The 22,302-nt window shown below is 74.8% G+C and carries 21 protein-coding genes; 15 read left to right on the forward strand and 6 right to left on the reverse strand.

Annotation, left to right across the window (positions count from 1 at the left end; all coding sequences use genetic code 11):
• Positions 1-199: 199 nt before the first annotated feature.
• The 4 genes from GL259_RS31700 to GL259_RS31715 all read left to right on the forward strand — a co-directional run bounded on the left by GL259_RS31700 (position 200) and on the right by GL259_RS31715 (position 4,752).
• Complete coding sequence (locus tag GL259_RS31700; RefSeq protein WP_159536704.1) at positions 200-997, forward strand: RNA polymerase sigma factor SigF; 798 nt, start codon at positions 200-202, stop codon at positions 995-997.
• Positions 998-1,216: 219 nt separating this feature from the next.
• A complete protein-coding gene (locus GL259_RS39390) occupies positions 1,217-2,200 on the forward strand; it encodes a hypothetical protein (RefSeq protein ID WP_159536705.1) in 984 nt (327 codons plus the stop codon).
• A 162-nt stretch (positions 2,201-2,362) separates the two neighbouring features.
• On the forward strand, positions 2,363-3,610 hold the full coding sequence (locus GL259_RS31710; RefSeq protein WP_159536706.1) for an aminotransferase class I/II-fold pyridoxal phosphate-dependent enzyme: 1,248 nt from the start codon (positions 2,363-2,365) through the stop codon (positions 3,608-3,610).
• Complete coding sequence (locus GL259_RS31715; RefSeq protein ID WP_159536707.1) at positions 3,607-4,752, forward strand: MBL fold metallo-hydrolase; 1,146 nt, start codon at positions 3,607-3,609, stop codon at positions 4,750-4,752. The genes GL259_RS31710 and GL259_RS31715 overlap by 4 nt, the downstream gene beginning before the upstream one ends.
• Before the next feature lie 35 nt (positions 4,753-4,787).
• Here GL259_RS31715 and GL259_RS31720 read toward each other — a convergent pair whose 3' ends face one another.
• Positions 4,788-5,423 carry a VTT domain-containing protein gene (locus GL259_RS31720; protein WP_159539148.1) on the reverse strand — a complete coding sequence of 212 codons (636 nt, stop codon included), beginning with the start codon at positions 5,421-5,423 and terminating at the stop codon, positions 4,788-4,790.
• 38 nt (positions 5,424-5,461) lie between these two features.
• On the reverse strand, positions 5,462-6,235 hold the full coding sequence (locus GL259_RS31725; RefSeq protein WP_159536708.1) for an MBL fold metallo-hydrolase: 774 nt from the start codon (positions 6,233-6,235) through the stop codon (positions 5,462-5,464).
• An 82-nt stretch (positions 6,236-6,317) separates the two neighbouring features.
• On the opposite strand from GL259_RS31725, the gene GL259_RS31730 reads away from it, so the two are divergent.
• The 7 genes from GL259_RS31730 to dnaK all read left to right on the forward strand — a co-directional run bounded on the left by GL259_RS31730 (position 6,318) and on the right by dnaK (position 15,279).
• Positions 6,318-6,719 carry a hypothetical protein gene (locus GL259_RS31730; protein ID WP_159536709.1) on the forward strand — a complete coding sequence of 134 codons (402 nt, stop codon included), beginning with the start codon at positions 6,318-6,320 and terminating at the stop codon, positions 6,717-6,719.
• Between the two features lie 100 nt (positions 6,720-6,819).
• On the forward strand, positions 6,820-8,892 hold the full coding sequence (locus tag GL259_RS31735; protein ID WP_279578655.1) for a phage holin family protein: 2,073 nt from the start codon (positions 6,820-6,822) through the stop codon (positions 8,890-8,892).
• Between the two features lie 149 nt (positions 8,893-9,041).
• Positions 9,042-10,103, forward strand: a complete 1,062-nt coding sequence (locus GL259_RS31740) for a MoxR family ATPase (protein ID WP_159536710.1) — start codon at positions 9,042-9,044, stop codon at positions 10,101-10,103.
• Complete coding sequence (locus tag GL259_RS31745) at positions 10,100-11,932, forward strand: hypothetical protein (protein WP_159536711.1); 1,833 nt, start codon at positions 10,100-10,102, stop codon at positions 11,930-11,932. The genes GL259_RS31740 and GL259_RS31745 overlap by 4 nt, the downstream gene beginning before the upstream one ends.
• Positions 11,933-12,030: 98 nt before the next feature.
• Positions 12,031-12,459: an OsmC family protein gene (locus GL259_RS31750; protein ID WP_159536712.1), complete on the forward strand. Its 429-nt coding sequence runs from the start codon at positions 12,031-12,033 to the stop codon at positions 12,457-12,459.
• An 80-nt stretch (positions 12,460-12,539) separates the two neighbouring features.
• Positions 12,540-13,310, forward strand: coding sequence for a glycerophosphodiester phosphodiesterase family protein (locus tag GL259_RS31755; RefSeq protein WP_159536713.1), 771 nt, complete (start codon positions 12,540-12,542; stop codon positions 13,308-13,310).
• Between the two features lie 94 nt (positions 13,311-13,404).
• Positions 13,405-15,279, forward strand: a complete 1,875-nt coding sequence (gene dnaK, locus GL259_RS31760; RefSeq protein ID WP_159536714.1) for a molecular chaperone DnaK — start codon at positions 13,405-13,407, stop codon at positions 15,277-15,279.
• Positions 15,280-15,422: 143 nt separating this feature from the next.
• On the opposite strand, the gene GL259_RS31765 is transcribed toward dnaK, so the two are convergent.
• Both GL259_RS31765 and GL259_RS31770 read right to left on the reverse strand, forming a co-directional pair.
• Complete coding sequence (locus tag GL259_RS31765) at positions 15,423-16,238, reverse strand: SAM-dependent methyltransferase (protein ID WP_159536715.1); 816 nt, start codon at positions 16,236-16,238, stop codon at positions 15,423-15,425.
• A 165-nt stretch (positions 16,239-16,403) separates the two neighbouring features.
• Positions 16,404-17,267 (reverse strand): helix-turn-helix transcriptional regulator, encoded by an 864-nt coding sequence (locus GL259_RS31770; RefSeq protein WP_159536716.1) that lies wholly within the window; start codon positions 17,265-17,267, stop codon positions 16,404-16,406.
• A gap of 249 nt (positions 17,268-17,516) precedes the next feature.
• Between GL259_RS31770 and GL259_RS31775 the strand changes: the two genes are divergently transcribed.
• Positions 17,517-17,942, forward strand: a complete 426-nt coding sequence (locus GL259_RS31775) for a hypothetical protein (protein ID WP_159536717.1) — start codon at positions 17,517-17,519, stop codon at positions 17,940-17,942.
• Here the strand turns inward: GL259_RS31775 and GL259_RS31780 are convergent.
• Complete coding sequence (locus tag GL259_RS31780) at positions 17,924-18,745, reverse strand: helix-turn-helix transcriptional regulator (protein ID WP_159536718.1); 822 nt, start codon at positions 18,743-18,745, stop codon at positions 17,924-17,926. The two genes, GL259_RS31775 and GL259_RS31780, sit on opposite strands and share 19 nt — an antisense overlap.
• A 142-nt stretch (positions 18,746-18,887) precedes the next feature.
• On the opposite strand from GL259_RS31780, the gene GL259_RS31785 reads away from it, so the two are divergent.
• The 3 genes from GL259_RS31785 (at position 18,888) to GL259_RS31795 (ending at position 21,883) form a co-directional block, all read left to right on the forward strand.
• Positions 18,888-19,193 carry a 4a-hydroxytetrahydrobiopterin dehydratase gene (locus GL259_RS31785; RefSeq protein WP_159536719.1) on the forward strand — a complete coding sequence of 102 codons (306 nt, stop codon included), beginning with the start codon at positions 18,888-18,890 and terminating at the stop codon, positions 19,191-19,193.
• A gap of 5 nt (positions 19,194-19,198) precedes the next feature.
• On the forward strand, positions 19,199-19,942 hold the full coding sequence (locus tag GL259_RS31790; protein WP_159536720.1) for a class I SAM-dependent methyltransferase: 744 nt from the start codon (positions 19,199-19,201) through the stop codon (positions 19,940-19,942).
• A 69-nt stretch (positions 19,943-20,011) separates the two neighbouring features.
• Positions 20,012-21,883 (forward strand): rhamnogalacturonan lyase, encoded by a 1,872-nt coding sequence (locus tag GL259_RS31795; protein ID WP_159536721.1) that lies wholly within the window; start codon positions 20,012-20,014, stop codon positions 21,881-21,883.
• Here GL259_RS31795 and GL259_RS31800 read toward each other — a convergent pair.
• Positions 21,873-22,292 (reverse strand): chloramphenicol phosphotransferase, encoded by a 420-nt coding sequence (locus tag GL259_RS31800; protein WP_159536722.1) that lies wholly within the window; start codon positions 22,290-22,292, stop codon positions 21,873-21,875. The genes GL259_RS31795 and GL259_RS31800 overlap by 11 nt on opposite strands.
• Positions 22,293-22,302: the final 10 nt, after the last annotated feature.

Raw genomic sequence — 22,302 nt, forward strand, 5'->3', positions numbered from 1 at the left:
GGCCGGCCAGGGGCGCCGGCGGAAAGCCCGCGCCGGGGGGTTTGCGGGCGGAGAGTGCGGGCAGGCGCACCCTCAGTGCTTCGGACAGCAGGCACGCCCGTGGGTAGTGGCACCACTCCGGGACCCCTGTCCCGAACGCAGGTGCGCTCTCCACGGTGACCGTCCGTCCCCGAGCACTCCGAGGGAGTTGCGACGCACCATGCCGACCCGAGCGAGCGCGAAGCACCACCCGCACGACGACGCCCCCGACACCGCGGACGCCTTCCGCAGGCTGGCCGCACTGCCCCCGGGCGCGGAGCGCGACACGCTCCGCGACGAGATCGTCGAGGCGTGGCTGCCCATGGCCGACCGTCTCGCCGGACGGTTCCGCAGCCGCGGCGAGAGCTTCGAGGACCTGCGCCAGGTCGCCGCACTCGGCCTGGTCAAGGCCGTCGACCGGTACGACCCCGGGCTCGGCAACGCCTTCGAGAGCTACGCCGTGCCCACCATCACCGGGGAGATCAAGCGGCACTTCCGCGACCACATGTGGACCCTGCACGTGCCGCGCCGGGTGCAGGACCTGCGCAACCGTGTCCGGTTCGCCTCGCAGGACCTGTCCCAGACCATCTCCGGCCGCCGGCCGACCGTCGCCGAGATCGCCGAGCACACCGACCTGAGCGAGGAGGACGTCCGCACGGGACAGGAGGCGCTGGAGAGCTTCACCGCGCTGTCCCTGGACGCCGAACTGCCCGGCAGCGACGACGGCTACTCGCTCGGCGACGCCCTCGGCGGGCCCGATCCGGCGCTGGACACGGTGGTCGACCGCGAGGCCGTCAAGGAGCGCCTGGCCGCGCTGCCCGAACGGGAGCGGACCATCCTCTACATGCGGTTCTTCGGCGACATGACGCAGAGCAGCATCGCCGAGGAGCTGGGCATCTCCCAGATGCACGTCTCCCGCCTGATCAGCCGCTGCTGCGGCCGGGTCCGGGAGCAGGTCATGCAGGACGACGGCGGGTAGGGAGCGGCCGAGCGGGACGCGGGGCGCGGTCCGGCGGGGTCCTTCACCCGCTCGGGCGTGCCCGTCCCGCGAATGGTGCCCGGCCGCGAGCGGTGCGGCGGCCGGCGGGCTGTGATGGCTGTGGGGCGCCACCCCCGTGCCCCGCCGACGTGGGTCACACCCGCGCGGCCGTCGGGCGCGATCGCCGTGCCCCCGCCGTCGCCCGAAGGAGCCCGCACCATGCGCCGCACCGCCCGTGCCCTGTCCCTCGCCGCCGTCACCGGCACCGTCCTCGGCGTGCTCGCGCCGGTCGCGTCCGCGGAGGCCGGCCCGGGCGGCGGAGCCGCCGGGGGGACCGTCGCCCCGGGGACCTTCTCCCGGTCCGGCCCGGGCGCCGCCGCCTCCTCCTCCTCGCCGTGCCCGGAACCGGAGGGGTACCGGTGGGAGGAGCGTGAGTCACAGGGCTTCGTGCCGGACACCTCCGGCCCGGACGCCTCCGGCCCGGACGCCTCCGGCCCGGACGCCTCCGGCCCGGACGCCTCCGGCCCGGACGCCTCCGGCCCGGACGCCTCCGGCCCGGACGCCTCCGGCCCGGACGGCTCCGTGCCGCACGCCTCGCTACCGGAGGACACGGTGCCGGGCGGCACCGAGCCGGACGCCTTCGCACCCCAGGGCGCGGAGGGGGACGCCTTCGCTTCGGAGGGAACCGGACCGGACACCTTCGGGACCGCGGGCAGCCGGCCCGGGGGGACCGGGTCCGAGGAGACCGAACCCGAGGGGACCGAACCCGGGGAAAGCGAGCCCGGGGGGCCCGGGTTCGAGGAGGCCGAGCCCGGGGTGACCGGGTTCGAGGAGACCGGGCCCGGAGGGAACGGGTTCGAGGGGACCGGGCCCGGGGTGACCGGATTCGAGGAGACCGGGCTTGGGGTGACCGAACCCGGGGGGACCGGGTTCGAAGGGACCGAACCCGGAGGCACCGCGTTCGAGGAGACCGAGCCGGACGAGGCCGGGGCCGGGGACGACGCGCCGGGGGACACCGGACCGCGGGAGGAGGACGCCCGCTGCGCGGGTGCGGCCGTGCAGCGGGGCGTCCACGCCGGCGGGGGAGGGGCCTTCACCGACTCCGTGCCCGCCCTGGCCGCCGGCGGGCTGCTGATCGCGGGGGCGTTCGCCGCCGCCGCGCACCGGCTGTACCGCGGCCGGAGCGCCCGCACGGGCGGCTGACGTCCGTACCGCCCCTTCCCCCGGGCGCCGCCGCCCATGCTGTGAGCTGCACGACCCGGCCCGGCGGCCATGTCCGGCGGTGCGCTGGGTACTCACACGCCGAGGGCACGAGCGGGCACCGGCACACGGCATCAGGGCACCACGGACTGCGCGGAGGTACGGATGCGGCGGACGGACCCGGAAGGCCACGGCCCCGTCCGCTTCGGGCCGCCGGTCCCCGAGGACGGGCTTCCCGTCCTGCCCGAGCTGTCCGCCGTCCTCGCCGCGGCGGCGTCCCGGGCCGGCGCCGAACCGGTGGGCGGCGGCCCCGCCCTGCTGGACGCCGCCTGCGGCTACGGCGACCGGCGCGGCCTGCCCGCCGCCCCCGACCGGGTGGCCGTCGCCCCAGGGGCGCCCGCCCTGCTGGTGGCCCTGACCGCCGCCGTCGGCGGTGACGTGCTGGTGCCCAGGCCCTGTGCCGCCTGGTGGGCCCCCTACGCCCGTCTGCTCGGCAGACCCGCCTTCCACGTGCCGACCCCGGCCGAGAGCGGCGGCGTACCCGACCCGTACGCCCTGCTGGAGACCGTGCGCCGGGTCCGCGCCGAGGGCGGCGACCCGCGCCTGCTGGTGCTCTCCGTCGCCGACGACCCCACCGCCACCGTCGCCCCGCCCGAGCTGCTGCACGAGACCCTCGAGGCCGCCGTCGGCCAGGGGCTGCACCTGGTCAGTGACGAGACCTGGCGGGACACCCTGCACGACCCGCACGACACGGTGCTGCTCAGTCCCGCCGAGATGCTGCCCGAGCGGGTCACCGTCGTCACCGACCTGGCGGGCGCCCTGCTCCCGCCGGGCTGGCCGGCCGCCGTCGCCCGCTTCCCGGCGGGCGAGGAGGGGAACGCCCTCCACGCGCGCGTGCTGGACGTGCTCACCGCCCTCGACGCGCGCGTGGCCGCCCCCGTGGCCGCCGCGGCGGGGTACGCGCTGTCCGAGCCGGAACCGGTCGCCACGCGCGTCGCCGCCGCCGTGCGCCTGCACGCGCGCGCGGCCGCCGCCGCCCACCACGCCGTCGTCGCCGCCGGGGCCGTGGCCCGGCCCCCGCAGTGCGGACGGCACCTGTACGTCGACCTCACCCCCCTGGCCCCCGCGCTCGCCGCGCACGGCGTCGACGACGCCCAGGAGCTCGAGGACTTCCTCACCGACCGGCTCGGCATGCCCGCGCCGGGCGGCCACCGGTTCGGCGACGACCTCGAGGCCCCCCGCGTGCGGCTGTCCACCGCGCCCCTGCTCGGTGACACCGCCGAACGGCGCGCGGAATGCCTCCTCGCCCCCGAGCCGCTGGAACTGCCGCACGTGCACCGTGCGTTGATCCACCTGAAGTCGGTCTTCGACGATCTCCGCGACGACGTTCAGCGATGGGAGCCTCCTCGATGACGCAGCAGTCCGAGTCGACCGCGAGCACCACCGGGAGACCGACCGCGAACACGACCGGGGGACCGGCCACCGGCGCGGCCGGCAGACCGGCGGCGGGCGCGGCCGCCGGCACGACCGCTCCGGAAGCCGACGACCGCGACCCGGCCGTCCTCTCCCCTCCCGCGCCCCCCTGCCCCCCGCTGGCCGAACCCCGTCCGCTCGCCGAACGCCGGGTGTGGCCGCGCACCTTCCACGACCGGCTGACCGCCCCGCTGCCCGGGCTGAAGGCCCTGGCCCGCTTCGCCCGCGAGGGCGCCGTACGGCCGGGCCCCGAGGGCCTCGCCGACGCCCCCGGGCTGCCGTACGCCCCCGGTCCGCTGCCCCGCGTCGACGCCCGCACGGTCGCCGTCACCTGGGCGGGACACGCCAGCTGGGTCGTGCGGATCGGCGGCCTGACCGTGCTCACCGACCCGGTCTGGTCCCGCCGGATCCTCGGCACCCCGGCCCGCCTCACCCCCGTCGGCGTCGCCTGGGAGGAACTGCCGCGCGTCGACGCGGTCGTCATCAGCCACAACCACTACGACCACCTCGACGCCCCCACCCTGCGCCGGCTCCCGCGCGACACCCCGGTGTTCGTACCGGCCGGGCTCGCCCGCTGGTTCCACCGCCGCAGGTTCACCCGCGTCACCGAGCTGGACTGGTGGGAGGCGGCCGAACTGGACGGAGTCCGCTTCGACTTCGTGCCGGCCCACCACTGGTCCAAGCGCACCCTCACCGACACCTGCCGCTCCCTGTGGGGCGGCTGGGTGCTCACCGACCGCGACGGGCGGCGCGTGTACTTCGCCGGCGACACCGGCTACGGCCACTGGTTCTCCCGGATCGGCCGCCGCTACCCCGGCATCGACCTCGCCCTGCTGCCCATCGGCGCCTACGACCCCCGCTGGTGGCTCAGGGACGTCCACTGCGACCCCGAGGAGGCGGTGTACGCCGCACAGGACCTGGGCGCGCGCCACATGGCCCCCATGCACTGGGCGACCTTCGTCCTCTCCGCGGAACCGGTCCTGGAGCCCCTCACCCGCGTCCGCGCCGCCTGGGAGAAGGCGGGACTGCCCCGCGAGCGCCTGTGGGACCTCCCGGTGGGCGGGTCCCGGATCCTTCGGTGACGGGGACGCGACCCCTCGGCGACCGCGGCGGCGCGCTACCGCCCCGCCGCCCCCCGCAGCCGCCGCCACACCCCCGGCACCGCGCTGATCAGCACGGTCAGCACGATCGCCGCGACCACGCCCTCCCACGGCTCGTCGAACAGCGAGCCGCCCAGGACGCCGATCAGCTGGTACGTCACCGCCCAGGCCAGGCAGGCCGGCAGATTGCCGCGGACGAAGCGGCGCATCGGCCACTTCGCGACCAGGCAGGCCAGCATCACCGGCAGCCGCCCGGCCGGCATCAGCCGGGACAGCACCAGCACCGCCACCCCGTGGTCGGCGAGCTTCTGCTGCGCCTGCGCCAGCCGGTCCTCCGGCGCGCGCGCCCGGATCGCCTCCAGCCAGCGGGAGCCGTTCCTCGACTTCATCCCGCGCCGCCCCAGCCAGTACAGCGCCACGTCCCCGAGGAACGCGGCCAGCGACGCCGTCACGAACACCAGCGCCAGCGAGATCGGCGCCGCCCGGTGGAGGGCCACCACGGCCGCCGAGCTGACCAGCGCCCCCGTCGGCACCACCGGCACCAGCGCCCCGATCAGCACCAGCAGGAACAGCGACGGATACCCGACCGCCTGCTGGGTGGAGTCCGACACCACGGTCACCGGGACGGTCGCCGGTACGGCCGCCGCGGACAGGTGCGCCCCGGCCGCCCCGACCGGGGCGGTGGACAGGATCACCGCGCGACCTCCGGACGCACGCTCTCCCCGTGCCCGAGCCGGTGCACCGCCACCCCGGGCGCCCGCACGGCGGCCAGCCGCACGAACTCGTCGCCCGGCGCGTGGAACTCGTGCGGACGCACGGCGTCCATCCCGATCGGCCAGTACGTGCCGTAGTGCACCGGCACCGCGCTGCGCGCCCCCAGCCGGGCCAGCGCCTCGGCCGCGCGCCCCGCGTCCAGGTGCCCCTCGCCGAGGTGGGGTCCCCAGCCGCCCACCGGGAGCAGCGCCACGTCGACCGGCCCGACCTCCTTGGCCATCGCGTCGAACAGTCCGGTGTCCCCGGCGAAGTAGGTGCGCGCCTCGCCCTCCAGGACGTAGCCGAGGGCGGGGGAGCGGTGCGGCCCGACCGGCAGCCGCCGCCCGTCGTGCCGCGCGGGGACGGCGCGTACGACCAGGGAGCCGACCGTCGTCACGTCGCCCGGCGCCACCTCGCTCACGTCGAGATGAGTGAGCCGGCGCAGCCCCGGTACGGCACGTCGTGCGCCCCGGGGCACGAGCAGGCGCGTGCCCGGGGCGAGCCGCGCGAGCGAGGGCACGTGCAGATGGTCGGCGTGCAGGTGGGAGACCAGGGCCACGTCCGCGTGCCGGGCCTCGGCCGGCGGCACCGCGCCGCGCCGGCGCCGCAGGTGCGCGAGCCGGCGGGCGAACAGGGGGTCGGTGAGCACGCGGGTGTGCGAGTCCTCGACCGTGCACGTGGCGTGACCCCACCAGGTGACCTCCACCGGCACTCCTCCGCCTCCTTCGCGCGACTCCCCGAAGCCTACGTGCAGGAGTAGGGTCGGCGGCGAAGACCGGAGATGAGGGGGCGTCATGGGGCCGGTCCGGGTGACGGCGATCGCGAGTCTGACGCCGCTGGAGGAACTGGACGCCGATCCCTTCCTGGTGGACTCCCGCAGCCAGCACGCCATGTGCGCCCGCTGGGCCGCCGAACGCGGCTACGTGGTGGCCCGGGAACTGCTCGTGCGGGGACTGCGCCCCGACCACGGCGCCCTGTGGGAGGGCGTACGGCCCGGCGCCGACGTGTTCGTGGCGCCCAGCCGGCGGGTCCTGGAGCGCGCCCTGTCCTCCGTCGAGGAGTTCACCGCGGAGTGCGCGCGGCGCGGGGTGCGCGTGGAGACGGTGGGCCGCGCCGAACCGTCGTACGACGCGGCGATGAAGGCCCGTGTGCACCGCCGGCTGTCCCTGCCGACCGCCGGCTACGACGGCCGCTGAGCCGCCGGCGGCCCGGGCGACCGGGGACGAAGCACCCCTTCCGGCCGTTGTGACAGGGTGGACGAGGGCTAGGGCCGGAACGTGAGGTGTGCTGGGCGTGGTGGGTGGCGGGCGGTGGCGGCGGATCGCCAGTCAGATCGGGCGGAGCATCGCCGTGTGGGTGGTCTCCACGCTCACCATGCTGCTGCTCGCCGGGATCCTGCCGGACTTCCGGCTGCGCTCGGCCGACGGCGACAGCGCCACCGACATCGCGGTCACCGCCGTGCTCGGCGCCGGCGCCTTCGGCCTGCTGTCCGCCCTCGTCTGGCCGCTGCTGGTGCGGCTGCTGCTGCTCGTACCGGCGCTCGTCCTCGGCCTGCTGGTGTTCTTCCTCAACGGCGCGCTGCTGTGGCTGGCCCTGCGCCTGAACCCCGTCGAACGCGGCGACGCCGCCCCGGAGACGGCGGTGGTGGTGGCCGCCGTGATGTCCGCCGTCGCCTCCGCCACCGGCGCCGCCCTCGCCGTACGCGACGACGACGCCTACCGCCGCCGCCTCTACCGCCTGGCCGACCGCCGGCGCCGCACCGACCCGCCCTGCCCGGACACGCCCGGCACCGTCTTCCTGCAACTCGACGGCGTCGGCCACGACGTCCTGCTGGACGCCGTCGGCAAGGACCTGATGCCCACCGTCGCCCGCTGGCTCGGCACCGGCACCGGCGACCGGCCCACCCACCGGCTCATCCCCTGGCGCACCGACTGGTCCAGCCAGACCGGCGCCAGCCAGCTCGGCATCCTGCACGGCAGCAACCACGACGTGCCCGCCTTCCGCTGGTACGAGAAGGCCCGCCGCGAGGTGATGGTCTGCAACCGCCCCACCAGCGCCGCCGAACTCCAGGCCCGCGCCATCGAGCACTCCGGGCACGCCGGCCTGCTCGCCGAGGACGGCGCCAGCCGCGGCAACCTCTTCGGCGGCGGCGCCGACGAGCAGGCCCTGGTGCTGTCCATCGCCACCCGCCGCCGCGGCCCGGGGGCCCGCTCCCGCGCGGGCTACTTCGCGTACTTCTCCGACCCCGCCAACGCCGTGCGCACCGCCCTGTCCTTCGTCGCCGAGGTCGGCCGCGAGATAGGCCAGTCCACCCGGGCCCGGCTCGCGAAGCAGCGCCCGCGCGTCTCCCGCGGCGGGCTGTACCCGTTCGTCCGGGCGTTCGCCACGGTCGTCGAGCGGGACGTCGTCGTCGCCGCCGTCATGGGCGACCTGCTCGCCGGCCGCACCGCCGTCTACGCCGACCTGGTCGCCTACGACGAGGTGGCCCACCACTCCGGACCGTCGAGCAGGGACGCCGAGAAGGTCCTCCAGCGCCTCGACCGCGCCCTCGCCCTGATCGAGAAGGTCGCCGAGCACGCCCCGCGCCCGTACCGGATCGTCGTCCTGTCCGACCACGGGCAGAGCCCCGGTGAGACCTTCCGCGCCCGCTACGGCCTCACCCTCGGCGACCTGGTGCGGGCCGGCTGCGGACTGCCCGTGCCGCGCAGGGCGCGCCGCACCCACAGCGGCGCGGAGGCCCGCGCGGCCGTCCGGGCGGCGCTGCGCCGGCCGGTCGAGGAGGGGGCCGAGCACTACCGGCCCACCCGCGGCTCGGAGCCCGTCGTGCTCGCCTCCGGCAACCTCGGCCTGGTCTCCTTCCCGGACGTGCCGCACCGGATGACCAAGGAGGAGATCGACGCCCGCCACCCCGCGCTGCTGCCGACCCTCGCCAACCACCCCGGCATCGGCTTCCTGCTGGTGCGCAGCGAGGTCCACGGCGGGGTCGTGCTCGGCGCGTACGGAGCGCAGATCCCGCTGGCGGAGCTGGACGACGACCCGGGGCCGCTCGCGGCCTTCGGCCCCGGCGCCGCGGACGTCGTGCGCCGCACCCACACCTTCCCGCACACCGCCGACATCATGGTCAACTCCTTCCACGACCCGGCCGACGGCGAGGTCCTCGCCTTCGAGGAGCAGATCGGTTCCCACGGCGGTCTCGGCGGCGCCCAGTCCCGCCCGTTCCTGCTGTCCCCGCTCGCGCTGTCCCCACCGGTCCCCGACGGAGCGGAACTCGCCGGCGCCGAGCAGGTCCACCACGTACTGCGGCGCTGGCTGAAGGAGTCGGGGGACGCGCGCCGGCCCGAGGAACCGCGCCGGGAACGCGCGGCCTGAGCCCTCCCCGGTGCCCCGGCGGGCGCCGTTCGCCCCCGGGGTGCCGGAAATTCGGCTGCGCGCGTGATCGCCGCGGCCCAGACTGTCCGTACCGGACGCCGCACCGCCGCGCGTCCCGCCCCCCTTCCCGGACCCCCAGGAGCCGCTGCGTGCAGGCAGCCGTCACCGTCACCCCCGCCCGCGTCCCGGAGCTGCTGCTCGGTCTCGCGACCGTGCGGCCGGTCTTCCTCTGGGGCGCACCCGGCATCGGGAAGTCCTCCCTGGTGAGGGAGTTCGCCCAGTCCCTGGGGCTGGAGTGCGTGAGTCTGCTGGGCACCCAGCTCGCCCCCGAGGACCTCATCGGCGTGCCGCAGATCCGTGACGGCCGCTCGGTGTTCTGCCCGCCGGAGGCGATCGCCCGCGACGAGCCGTACTGCCTGTTCCTGGACGAGCTCAACGCGGCCACCCCGGACGTGCAGAAGGCGTTCTACTCGCTGATCCTGGACCGCCGCATCGGCGACTACGAGCTGCCCGAGGGCTCCGTCGTCATCGGCGCCGGCAACCGCGCCACCGACAACGCGCTCGCCCGCCCCCTCGCCTCCGCGCTGGTCAACCGCCTCACCCACGTCCACCTGGAGGCCTCGCCGAAGGACTGGCTGGTCTGGGCGGCGGACAACGGCATCCACCCCTGGATCACCGACCACCTCACCGACCGGCCCGACCACCTGTGGTCCAAGCCGCCGAAGACCGAGGAGCCGTTCTCCACCCCCCGCTCCTGGCACATGCTCTCCGACGCGCTGCACTCCTTCGGCCGCGACCTCGACGAGGACACCCTGAGGGTCCTCGCCCACGGCACGCTCACCCCCGCGCACGCCACCGCCTTCTGCGGCTACGTCAAGATCGTGCGCAGCCGCTTCGGGATCGACGCCGTCATCAAGGGCGAAGCCCGCTGGCCGCACCGGCCGGAGGACCGCGACCTGCTGTACTACCTCGCCGAGTCCTTCCGTGGCCGGCTGGTCAAGGAACTGCCGGCGAGCAGGGAGCACATGTCGGCGAACGGCCGCCAGACCGCGTACCGCGCCAAGTCGCTGCTGGTGCAGCTCGCCGAGATCTCCGTCGAGGTGGCCCAGAGCGTCATCGCCTCCGACGCCGACGGCAACCCGGTCCTGCCGTCCTGGTTCCTGGTCGAGGCGGCCCGCGACATGCCCCGGCTGGTGGAGGCGCGGCGATGACCCGGCCCCGGACGAAGGGGCGGAAGAAGCGGGACCTCGCGGGGGAGGCGTTCGACGCCGGGCTCCGCCTGGTGCGGGCCAACCCCGCGCTGGCCGCCGTCGACTTCGACGTCTGCCGCCGGGAGAACTGCGAGCTCGCCCCCCGGGAGGGGCTGGTCCGCGTGGACTCCGAGGCCGTCCTGCACGCCCACCCGGACCGCACGGCCGACCCGGACACCTGGGCGTGGGCCCTCGCCCACGCCGTCCTCCACCTCGGCTTCGGCCATGTCCCGGCCGCCAAGGGCACGCGCGAGCAGCCGGACCGCTGCGAGCTCGCCGCCCGCTGCGTGGTCGTCAACCGCTTCCTGCTCGGCTTCCCCGTCGGCAGGACGCCCGACCACCTGCCCGCCGCCTACCCCGACGGGGACGAGGAGCAGCTCGCCGCGCGCTGGCGACGGGACGGGGTCCCGGCCGTGTACGAGCGCTGCGGCACGGCGGGCGGCGAGGCGGACCTGTTCCTCCAGGAGTGGTACGGCTGGTACGGGCAGCCGCCGGACCACCAGCTGGCGTTCGCCACCGCGCTCACCCGCACCGTGTCCGCCGCGATGGACATGGCGGGCGGCCGCCTCGACAGCCTGGACGGCAAGAGGGTCCCACGGCGTCCCTGGGAGCGGGCGCTCGGCTGGTTCGTCTCCTCCTACCCCCTGCTCGGCGGCATCGCGGCCGGCATCACCCTCGTCGCCGACGCCGAACTCGCCCGCGCCCACGGCATCTCCGTCGCCGCCGTCGACGCCGGGGCGGGCGAGATCTACGTCAACCCGCTGCGGCAGTTCGACGACGAGGAATGGCGGTTCGTCCTCGCCCACGAGATGCTGCACGCCGCCCTGCGCCACGGCGACCGCTGCGGCGCCCGCGACCCCTACCTGTTCAACGTCGCCTGCGACTACGTCGTCAACGGCTGGCTCGTCGAGATGCAGGTCGGCACCATGCCCGAGGGCCTGCTGTACGACAGGGAGCTCGCCGGGCTGTCCGCCGAGGAGGTCCACGACCGGATCGCCGGCGACCTCAGGCGCATGCGGCGCCTGGCCACCCCGCGCGGCAAGGGCGTCGGCGACGTCCTCGGCGGTCCGCTCGGCCCGCCCCGCGACCACGTCGACCTCGACGGTTTCTACCGCCGCGGCCTCGCCCAGGGCCTGGACCTGCACGAGCGGCAGGAGCGCGGCTTCCTGCCCGGCGGACTGGTCGAGGAGATCCGCGCGCTCAGCCACCCGCCGCTGCCCTGGGACGCGCGGCTCGCCCGCTGGTTCGACGAGTTCGTGCCCCGCCCCGAGCCGGTGCGCTCCTACGCCCGCCCCTCGCGCCGCCAGGCGTCCACCCCGGACATCCCCCGCGCCGGGCGGTACTTCCCGCCCGAGGAGACGGCGCGCTGCACCTTCGGCGTCGTCCTGGACACCTCCGGTTCCATGGACCGGGTCCTGCTCGGCAAGGCCCTCGGCGCCATCGCCTCCTACGCCGAGGCCCGCGACGTGCCGGCCGCCCGCGTGGTGTTCTGCGACGCGGCGCCGCACGACGCCGGCTACCTGCCGGTCACCGGGATCGCCGTGGGGGCACCTCCCAGGCCTTTTGGGCTCTGGGGGAGCGTGCGGGTGCACGGCCGGGGCGGCACCGTCCTGCAGCCCGGCGTCGACCTGCTGCAGCGCGCGGACGACTTCCCGCCCACCGCGCCGGTCCTCGTCATCACCGACGGCCGGTGCGACGTGCTGCGGGTCCGGCGCGAGCACGCCTACCTCCTCCCGCGGGGCGCGCGGCTGCCGTTCACCGCGAGGGGGCCCGTCTTCCGGGTGAGTTGAGCCGTAGTGTGATCGGATGGAGCCGGGAGCCCGGTGGCCCGGGCTCCCGGACCGAGCACAGCCGGACACAGGGCCGGACATTTTCGAAAGGATGCGTCATGGCAGCCACGCGCTCCGCACACACCGTTTGGGAAGGCAACCTGTTCAAGGGCAGCGGGGTCGTCACCTTCGACTCCTCCGGCAGCATCGGCGAGCAGCCGGTCACCTGGGCGTCGCGCGCCGAGGAGGCCAACGGGAAGACCAGCCCGGAGGAGCTGATCGCCGCCGCGCACTCCAGCTGCTTCTCGATGGCCCTCTCCAACGGCCTCGACAAGGCCGGCACCCCGCCGACCCGTCTGACGACCTCCGCCGACGTCACCTTCGTGCCCGGTGAGGGCATCACCGGCATCCACCTCACCGTCGAGGGCGCCGTGCCCGGCCTGGACGAGGCCGGCTTCGTCGCCGCCGCCGAGGACGCCAAGGTCAACTGCCCGGTCAGCCAGGCGCTGAAGGGCACGAACATCACCCTGACGGCGAAGCTCGCCTGACCCGCTCGCCGCGTCGAACCACCGCGGGCCGCCCCGGCCGGGGCGGCCCGCGGCACGTCCCCCTCCGGGAGCCGACCACCATGACGCCACGCCCCGCCGTCTCCGCCCACCAGGGGGGCTCCGAACGCGCCGCCCCGGCCACCCGTGAGGCGTACGAGGACGCGCTCGCGTCCGGCGCCGAGTACGCCGAGTTCGACGTCCGGCGCACCGCGGACGGCGTCTTCGTCGTCCACCACGACGCCCGGGTGCGCCGCACCGGGCCCCTGCTGTCCACGCTCACCCACGCCGAACTGGACGAGCGCGCCGGCTATCCCGTGCCCGTCGTGGACGACGTCATGGCGCTGGTCGCCGGGAAGCTCGTCGGGCACCTGGACCTGAAGGAGACGGGCCACGAGAAGGAGCTGGTCGACCGCGCGACCGCCCTGCTCGGCGAGGACGGCTTCGTGGTCACCACGCTGGAGGACCGGTCCCTCGCGGCCGTCACCCGCGCCTTCCCCCGGGTGCGCACCGCGCTGTCCCTCGGCCGGGACGGCAAGGACGTCGGCCGCGGCCGGCTGGTGTCCACCCGGCTGAGCGAGCTGCTGCCGATGCGCCGCGTCCGCGCCTGCGGGGCCCACGGGGTCGCCGTGCACCAGCGCCTGGCCCGTGCCACGGTGCTGCGCGAGGCGGCCCGCAACGGGCTGTTCACCATGGTGTGGACGGTCAACGAGGACACGGCGCTGCGCGCGTTCCTCACCGACCCGCGGGTGGACGTGCTGGTCACCGACCGCCCGCGGCGCGCCGTGGAACTGCGCGCCGCCTCTTCCACCGCGCCCGTCCGCACCCGCCGCTTCCGCCGGCCGGCCGGTTGACAAGGACCCACTCAAGCTATTGACAACGGGCCGCTCAAGTTTTGTGCTGGAAGTCCGGAGAGGTGCCCCGGCGGAACGGCGGAAGGGGACGGCGATGGGACGTGCGGTCGGAATCGACCTGGGGACCACGAACTCGGTGGTGGCCGTGCTGGAGGGCGGTGAGCCCACCGTCGTCGCCAACGCGGAGGGCGCGCGGACCACCCCCTCGGTCGTGGCCTTCGCCAAGAACGGCGAGGTGCTGGTCGGCGAGGTGGCCAAGCGGCAGGCGGTGACGAACGTCGACCGCACCGCCCGCTCGGTCAAGCGCCACATGGGCGACGCGCAGTGGCGCTTCCCGGATCAGGGGTCGGTGGACGGCACCCGCTACCGGGCGCAGGAACTGTCCGCGCGGGTGCTGCAGAAGCTGAAGCGGGACGCGGAGTCCTACCTCGGCGAGGACGTCACCGACGCGGTGATCACCGTGCCGGCGTACTTCGACGACACCCAGCGGCAGGCGACCAAGGAGGCCGGGGAGATCGCCGGACTGAACGTCCTGAGGATCATCAACGAGCCCACGGCCGCCGCCCTCGCCTACGGCCTGGACAAGGAGAACGACCAGACCGTCCTCGTCTTCGACCTGGGCGGCGGCACCTTCGACGTGTCGCTCCTGGAGATGGGTGAGGGCGTCATCGAGGTGAAGGCGACCAACGGCGACACCCACCTCGGCGGCGACGACTGGGACCAGCGCGTCGTCGAGTACCTCACCAAGCGCTTCAAGGGGCAGTACGGCATCGACCTGGCGCAGGACAGGATGGCGGTGCAGCGGCTGCGGGAGGCCGCAGAGAAGGCCAAGATCGAGCTGTCCTCGTCCTCCGAGACCACCGTCAACCTGCCCTACATCACCGCTTCCGCCGAGGGCCCCCTGCACCTCGACGAGAAGCTCACCCGCGCCCAGTTCCAGGAGCTCACCGAGGACCTGCTGGAGCGCTGCAAGAAGCCCTTCCACCAGGCCGTCAAGGACGCCGGCGTGAAGCTCTCCGCCGTCGACCACGTCATCCTCGTCGGCGGCTCCACCCGGATGCCCGCCGTCACCGAACTGGTCCGCGAACTCACCGGCAAGGACCCGCACAAGGGCGTCAACCCCGACGAGGTCGTCGCCGTCGGCGCGGCGCTGCAGGCGGGCGTCATCCGTGGTGACGTGAAGGACGTCCTGCTGCTCGACGTCACCCCGCTGTCCCTCGGCATCGAGACCAAGGGCGGCATCATGACCAAGCTGATCGAACGCAACACGACCATTCCGACCCGGCGTTCGGAGATCTTCACCACCGCCGCCGACAACCAGCCCTCGGTCGGCATCCAGGTCTACCAGGGCGAACGCGAGATCGCCGCCTACAACAAGAAGCTCGGCGTCTTCGACCTCACCGGTCTGCCGCCCGCCCCGCGCGGCGTCCCGCAGATCGAGGTGGCCTTCGACATCGACGCCAACGGGATCATGCACGTCTCCGCCAAGGACCTCGCCACCGGCCGCGAGCAGAAGATGACCGTCACCGGCGGCTCGGCGCTGCCCAAGGACGACATCGACCGCATGATGCGCGAGGCCGAGCAGTACGCCGAGGAGGACCGCAGGCGCCGCGAGGCGGCCGAGACCCGCAACCAGGCCGAGCAGCTCGTCTACCAGACCGAGAAGTTCCTGCGGGAGAACGGCGACCGGGTCCCCGGCGACACCAGGTCCGAGGTCGACTCGGCGGTCACCGAGCTGAAGCGGCTGCTGGAGCAGCAGTCCCCCGACACGGCCGACCTGCGCACAGGCGTCGAGAAACTCGCCACGGTCAGCCAGCGGATGGGCCAGGCGATGTACGAGCGGGCCGGGCAGAACCCGACGGGGAGCACCGCGCAGCACACCTCACCGCAGGAGGAGGAAGGGGTCGTCGACGCGGAGATCGTCGACGACGACAAGGACTCCGGGGAGCGCCGCGACGGCGCGGCCTGACCGCCCCGCACCGGGGCCCGGGCGCGGGGCGGCGCCCCCCGGCGCCCGGGCGGTGCGGCCGGGAGGTCGCTCCCCGGCCCCCGCGGGACGGCGGCCGGGGGAGCGGTCCGTCCCCCCGGGGCGGCCCGGGGAGGGGCGCCGGGTCACGGCTTGCGGGCGACGCCCGCGTAGACCGGCACGATGCCCTCCGCCTGGGCCGCCACGTCCTCCGCCCCCGGACGCCACCCGTGCACCGGGATCACCCCCGGTCCCAGCAGCTCCAGCCCGTCGAAGAAACGGGAGAACGCGGCCAGCGGGCGCGGGTGGAAGGGCGTGCCGCCGCGCCGGAAGAGGTTCGCCGCCTGCCCGACGGCCGCCGGGTTCAGGTCCGGGGTGACCTGGGACAGGATCAGGTGGCTGCCCGGCGCGAGGGCGGCGACGTACCGCTCCAGCAGGCCGTACACGTTGTCGCCGTCGGGGTCGTCGTCCAGGTAGTGGGTCAGCGCGACCAGCGACAGCGCCACCGGCCGGTCCAGGTCCAGCGACTCGCCGGCCCGGCGCAGCAGCGTGTCCACGTCCCGCACGTCGGCGTGCACGTACTCCGTGGAGCCCTCGACGGTGCCGTGCAGCAGCGCCTCGGCGTGCCGCAGCACGATCGGGTCGTTGTCCGCGTACACCACGCGCGCCTCGGGCGCGACGCCCTGCGCCACCTGGTGCAGATTGGGCTCCGTGGGGATGCCCGTGCCGATGTCCAGGAACTGGCGGATCCCGGCCTCGGCGACGGTGCGCACGGCCCGGTGCATGAACCGGCGGTTGGCGCGCGCCCCGCGCACCGCCGTGTCGTCCGCCGCGAGGATCTTCCGCGCCAGCTCCTCGTCCACCGGGTAGTTGTCCTTGCCGCCGAGCCACCAGTCGTAGACGCGGGCCGGGTGCGGGCGGCTGGTGTCGACGGGGGCGTGCGCGGCGTCGGATCCGGTCATGCGCTGTCTTCTCCTCGTGGGTGCGAAGGCTCGCTGTACTCGGGCTCGCTGTACTCGCGTGGTGCGAAGGCCCGCCGTACCCGGCGCGGGACGTGCGGTGCCGTACCGAAGACGCCGCACCCGGCGCACGGGTTGCTCCGTGCGGCCGCCGCGGGACCCGCTCGCTCAGTACCTCTCCCGCCACTCCCGCAGCAGCTTCTCCGTGCGCTGGGTCGAGGCGGCCCGCGCCGTCATGTGGTCCAGGACCTCCAGGTGCACCGAGACCTCCTTGCGGGAGTCCAGGTACAGCGCGCCCGTCAGGTACTCGGTGAACACCATGTCCGGCAGCTCCGGCTCGGCGAACCGGAACAGCGAGAACGGCGCGTACGTCCCCGGATGCGGACCGTCGGCGAACTCGGCGACCTGGAGCGTGATCCGGTCCCGGGCGGACCACTCCAGGAGCTTGTCGAGCTGGTCGCGCATCACCCGGCCGTCGACGCTCACCGGGCGCCGCAGCACCGTCTCCTCCATGATCACCCAGAGGTGGGGCGGGTCCCGGCGCTCCAGGAGCCGCTGGCGCTCCATGCGCAGCGACACGTGCCGCTCGACCGCCGCGGGCCCGGCGGTCCCGATCGTCCCGGCCTCCAGGACGGCCCGCGCGTACTCCTCGGTCTGCAGCAGCCCCGGCACGAAGTGCGGCTCGTAGGACCGGATGATCCGGGCGGCCCCCTCCAGACTCACGTACAGGCTGAACCACTCCGGCAGCACGTCGTGGTACCGCTGCCACCAGCCCGGCCGGTTCGCCTCCTCCACGAGCTCCACGAACGCCGCCGCCTCGCTTCCGGGCACCCCGTACGCGGTCAGCAGGATCTGGACGTACGGGATCTTCAGCGCGACCTCGGCGGTCTCCATCCGCCGGACGGTCGCGGGCGCCACCCGCAGGATCCGGGCGGCCTCCTCACGCCCGAGGCCCGCCGCCTCCCGCAGCTCCTGCAACCGCCTTCCCAGCACCACCTGGCCCACCGTGGGTGCGGCCCGCCGCTCACTCACGCCACGCCTCCCCAACGCGCCCAAGCCTGCGATCAGTCTGTCATGTTCCTCCCACACTCTCACGTGTTGCGGAACAATCACTTCCTCCTCCCGTCCCCGCCCGCCCGGTCCCTGCGGCATTACCCCGTGGGTAATCGACCGGGCCCCGTCCCCCGGGCGATCGTGGGGGCACCGGGTTCCGGGCCGGCGCACTCCGGCCCGGAACCCGCACCCAGCCACCGCACCCGATCCGCCGGAGGATGATGCGTCATGTCCGCGACCCAGCTCACCGCGCTCGCCCGGACCACGGAGCCGCAAGCCGCGCTGCGCCGCTTCCTGGCCCTCGACGCCGCGGTGACCGGCGCCAACGCGCTCGCCTACCTCGCCCTCTCCGGCCCGCTCGGACGCTTCCTGGGCGCCGGCTCCGGCCTGCTCCTCGGGCTCGGCGCGTTCCTCGCGGTCTACGCGGCCGCCGTGGGCCTGGTGGCCGCCCGGCCGCACCCGCCGGCCCTCGGCGTGCGGATCGTCGTCGAGGCCAACCTCGCCTGGACGGCGGTGAGTCTGGCCGCCCTCGCGCTCTGGCTCACCCCGACCACGGCGGGCGCGGTCTGGACGGTCCTGCAGGCCCTGACCGTGGCCGGCTTCGCCCTGCTCCAGCACATGGCGCTGAGGGCACGTCAGCTCAGCCAGGACTGAAGGTACTTGGCCGTCGCCGGGTCCGCCGGGAGGAGCGTCTCCACGGCCAGCTCGGCGACGGTCACGTCCATGGGCGTGTTGAACGTGGAGATCGACGACACGAACGACAGCGTCCGCCCCCCGTGCTCGATCAGCATCGGCAGCGCGAAGTACGCCACCGGCTCCGCCGGTTCCTCCCCGGCCCCCTCGCCGGTGTCCGGCACCGGGAACGCCGCCACCTCCTCGTACAGCGCCCGCAGCGGCTCGGAGCGGTGCAGCGCGATCTGCCGCCGCATCTGCTCCAGCAGATGCCCGCGCCACTCCCGCAGGTTCAGGATGCGCGGCGCCAGCCCCTGCGGGTGCAGCGTGAGCCGCACCGCGTTCAGCGGCGGCTCCAGCAGCGACTCGGGCACCCCGTCGAACAGCATCATGACGCCCCGGTTGGCCGCCACGACGTCGTACATCGCGTCGACCACCAGCGCCGGATACGGCTCGAACCCCCCGATCAGCCGCTCGATGCCGTCCCGCAGCACCTCCAGCGCCGGGTCGTCCAGCGGGGTCTGCGGGAACCGGGGCGCGTAACCCGCCGCCAGCAGCAGCGCGTTGCGCTCCCGCACCGGGACCTCCAGGTGCTCGGCCAGCCGCAGCACCATCTCCTCGCTGGGCCGGGAACGGCCGGTCTCGATGAAGCTGATGTGCCGGGCGGAGGAGTCGGCGCGCAGGGCCAGCTCCAGCTGGCTGATCCGCCGTTGCTCCCGCCAGGCCCGCAGCAGCGGGCCCACCCCTTCGGTGACGGGGGCGGTACCGGACGGTGCAGTGGTCATACCGGGACCGTAGTCGAGAAACGGCCGTCCCGGGGAGCCGCACGCTCCTGACCAGGTGTCCGGCGCCCTTCTGTGGCAGCCTGGGAGGCGAGCCCCCGTGCGGGAGCGACGAGGGGACCGGACCGGTGAAGGAGTGCGCCCCATGCCCGTCGAACCGCTGTCGCAGAAGGAGATCGAGGACCGGCTGGCCGAACTGCCGGGCTGGTCGCTCGACGGGGACCGCCTCACCCGCTCCTACCGGCTGGGGTCGCACTCCGCGGCGACGGCGATGGTCGTCCACATCGCCCAGGTGCAGGAGGAGCTCGACCACCACTCCGACCTCACCCTCGGCTACGACACCGTGTCGCTGTCCGTGAACACCCACAGCGCGGGCGGCGCCGTCACCGAGAAGGACGTCGAACTCGCCCGCAGGGTGGAGGACCTCGCCCCCGGACACGGGGCACACTGAGGCGCGTGCTGGACTACGACAAGGAAGCGGCGGACTACGACGCCCTGCGCGGCGGTGAGCCACGCGCCGCCGCGGCCGCGGCGGCCGTGCTGGGCCTGATACCGGAGCAGGCGCGGGACCTGCTGGACGTGGCCTGCGGCACCGGCATCGTGACCCGGCGGTTCGCCGCCGCCCGCGACGGCCTGCGGGTGACCGGCGCCGACCTCGCCCCGTCGATGACCCGCAGGGCCGCCGCCCGCCTGCCCGGCGCCGTGGTCCGCGCCGACATCCGCCGGCTGCCGTTCGCCGACGCCCGGTTCGACGCCGTGGTCAGCGTGTGGCTGCTGCACCTCCTGCCCGGCCCCGAGGACGTGCGGGCCGCCGTCGGCGAGTGCGCCCGCGTCCTGCGGCCCGGCGGGGTCTACGTCACCACCGTCGACAAGGGCGCCTCCCACAACGTCGGCAGCGACATCGACGCCGTCCTCGCCGCCCGCCCGCACAGCCCGGTGCCCGACGCCGCCGCCGACGTCGAGGCCCGTGCCGCCGAGCACGGCCTGCTCCCGGCCGGGCGGGCCCGCTTCCGGGGGCACGGGCAGGGCCGCAGCCCCCGCCGCACCATCGCCGACCTGCGCCGCGGCTGGTTCGTCACCCTGCCCCCCGGCGAACCGATCGCCGAGCGCTTCGCCACCCGGCTGGCCGGGCTCCCCGACCAGGACCGGCCGCGCCCCGACCCGGTGTTCACCCTCAGGGCCTTCCGGAAGCCGCTGTAGCGGCAACCCGGAGCGCGCCGGCGGCGACCGAGAGGCGGAACCCATTCGTCCTCCCAGGAGGTCCGCCCCGTGAAGCACCCCCGCAGGCACCGCAGACGCCGTGTCCTCCTCCCCGCGGCGCTCGCCGCGGCGACGCTGGCCGGCGCCGGTCCGACGGCACTGTCCGGCGAGCCCGCCGAGGCCGCCACCGCGCGGCAGGTCGAGAAGCTCGACCGGGGCGTCGTCAGCGTCCACACCGGCAGCGGCAACCTGGTCGGCTGGCGCTGGCTGGGCACCGACCCGGACGACGTCTCCTTCAACGTCTACCGGGCCGGCACCAAGGTCAACTCCTCGCCCGTCACCGGCTCCACCAACTACTTCCACTCCGGTGCGCCCGACTCGGCCGACTACACGGTCCGCGCGGTCGTGAACGGCGTCGAGCAGGCCGACTCCGTGCACGCCGTCCAGTTCCGCGCCGGCTACAGGGACGTGCCCCTGTCCCCGCCCGCCGGCGGCACCACCCCCGACGGCGTCGCCTACACCTACGAGGCCGACGACGCCTCGGTCGCCGACCTGGACGGCGACGGCGCCCTGGACTTCGTGCTGAAGTGGCAGCCGACCAACGCCAAGGACAACTCCCAGTCCGGACACACCGGCAACACCGTCGTCGACGGCCTCAGACTCGACGGCACCCGGCTGTGGCGCATCGACCTCGGCCGCAACATCCGCTCCGGCGCCCACTACACCCAGTTCCAGGCGTACGACTACGACGGCGACGGCAGGGCCGAGGTCGCCATGAAGACCGCCGACGGCACCCGGGACGGCACCGGCGCCGTCATCGGCAGCTCCTCCGCCGACCACCGCAACTCCGGCGGCTACGTCCTGTCCGGCCCCGAGTACCTGACCATGTTCGACGGGCGGACCGGCAAGGCGATGGGCACCGTCGACTACGTCCCGGCCCGCGGCTCCGTCTCCTCCTGGGGCGACTCCTACGGCAACCGCGTCGACCGCTTCCTGGCCGGCACCGCCTACCTGGACGGCGCCCGCCCCTCCCTGATCACGGCCCGCGGCTACTACACCCGCACGGTGATCGCGGCCTGGGACTGGCGGAACGGCTCCTTCACCCGCCGCTGGACCTTCGACACCAACTCCTCCGCCAACAGCGGCAGGGGCTACGACGGCCAGGGCTCCCACAGCCTCTCCGTCGGGGACGTCGACAAGGACGGCCGGGACGAGATCGTCTACGGCTCGATGGCCGTCGACGACAACGGCAACGCCCTGTGGACCACGAGGACCGGCCACGGCGACGCCCAGCACCTCGGCGACCTCGACCCGGCGACCCCCGGCCTGGAGTACTACAAGGTCTCCGAGTCCACGAGCCGGCCCGCCGCCCTCTACATCGATCCCGCGAACGGCACGGTCCGCTGGAAGCTCGCCGCCTGCTGCGACAACGGCCGGGGCGTCGCCGCGGACATCTGGCCGGGCAACTCCGGCCCGGAGATGTGGTCCTCGTCCGACAGCTCCGTCCGCGACGAGGGCGGCGCCACCAAGGGCCGCGAGCCGTCCTCCGCCAACTTCCTCGCCTGGTGGGACGGCGACCCCGTGCGCGAACTCCTCGACGGCACCCGCGTCGACAAGTACGGCACGTCCTCCGACACCCGCCTGCTGACCGGCTCCGGCGTCGCGTCCAACAACGGCACCAAGTCCACGCCCGTCCTGTCCGGCGACATCCTCGGCGACTGGCGCGAGGAGGTCGTCTGGCGCACCGGTGACAACAAGGCGCTGCGCATCTACTCCACCCCGCACGCCACGGACCGCAGGATCACCACCCTCCTCCACGACACCCTCTACCGCACGTCCCTGGCCTGGCAGAACACCGGCTACAACCAGCCCCCGCACACCGGCTTCTTCCTCGGCGACGGCATGCCCACGCCACCGCGACCGGCGGTGTTCACCCCCTGAGCGGACGGCACGTCAGCGCCTGTCCGGCGGCCTCGTCCCCCTCGCCCGCCCGTACCCGGTACGGGCGGGCGAGGGGGACGCGCGCCACGGCCCCGGTGAGCCGGCCGTCCGTGATGAGGGCGCCCGCACCGTCGTCCAGCAGGCGCCACTCCTCGCTCGGCACGTGGTCCACCACCGCGTTGTTCCCCGCCGCGGCCACGCCGGCGACCGCCCGGTGGAACCCCCTCCACGTGCGGTGCAGCACGTCGGGAAGCAGGTCCGCGTCGATCCCCCGGCGCGACCGCATCGCGTGGAAGGAATCCACGGGCAGGGGGAAGCAGGGCTCGTCCAGGACGTTCGGCAGTTCCTTCGCGATGCTCGATCCCCCCGGACTGGACGTGCCGTTCAGGAAGACGATCCGCCCGTGCACCGTGGCTCCC

Origin of the sequence: Streptomyces sp. Tu 3180 (genome assembly GCF_009852415.1) — a bacterium.
In the GTDB taxonomy this organism is placed as follows: domain Bacteria; phylum Actinomycetota; class Actinomycetes; order Streptomycetales; family Streptomycetaceae; genus Streptomyces.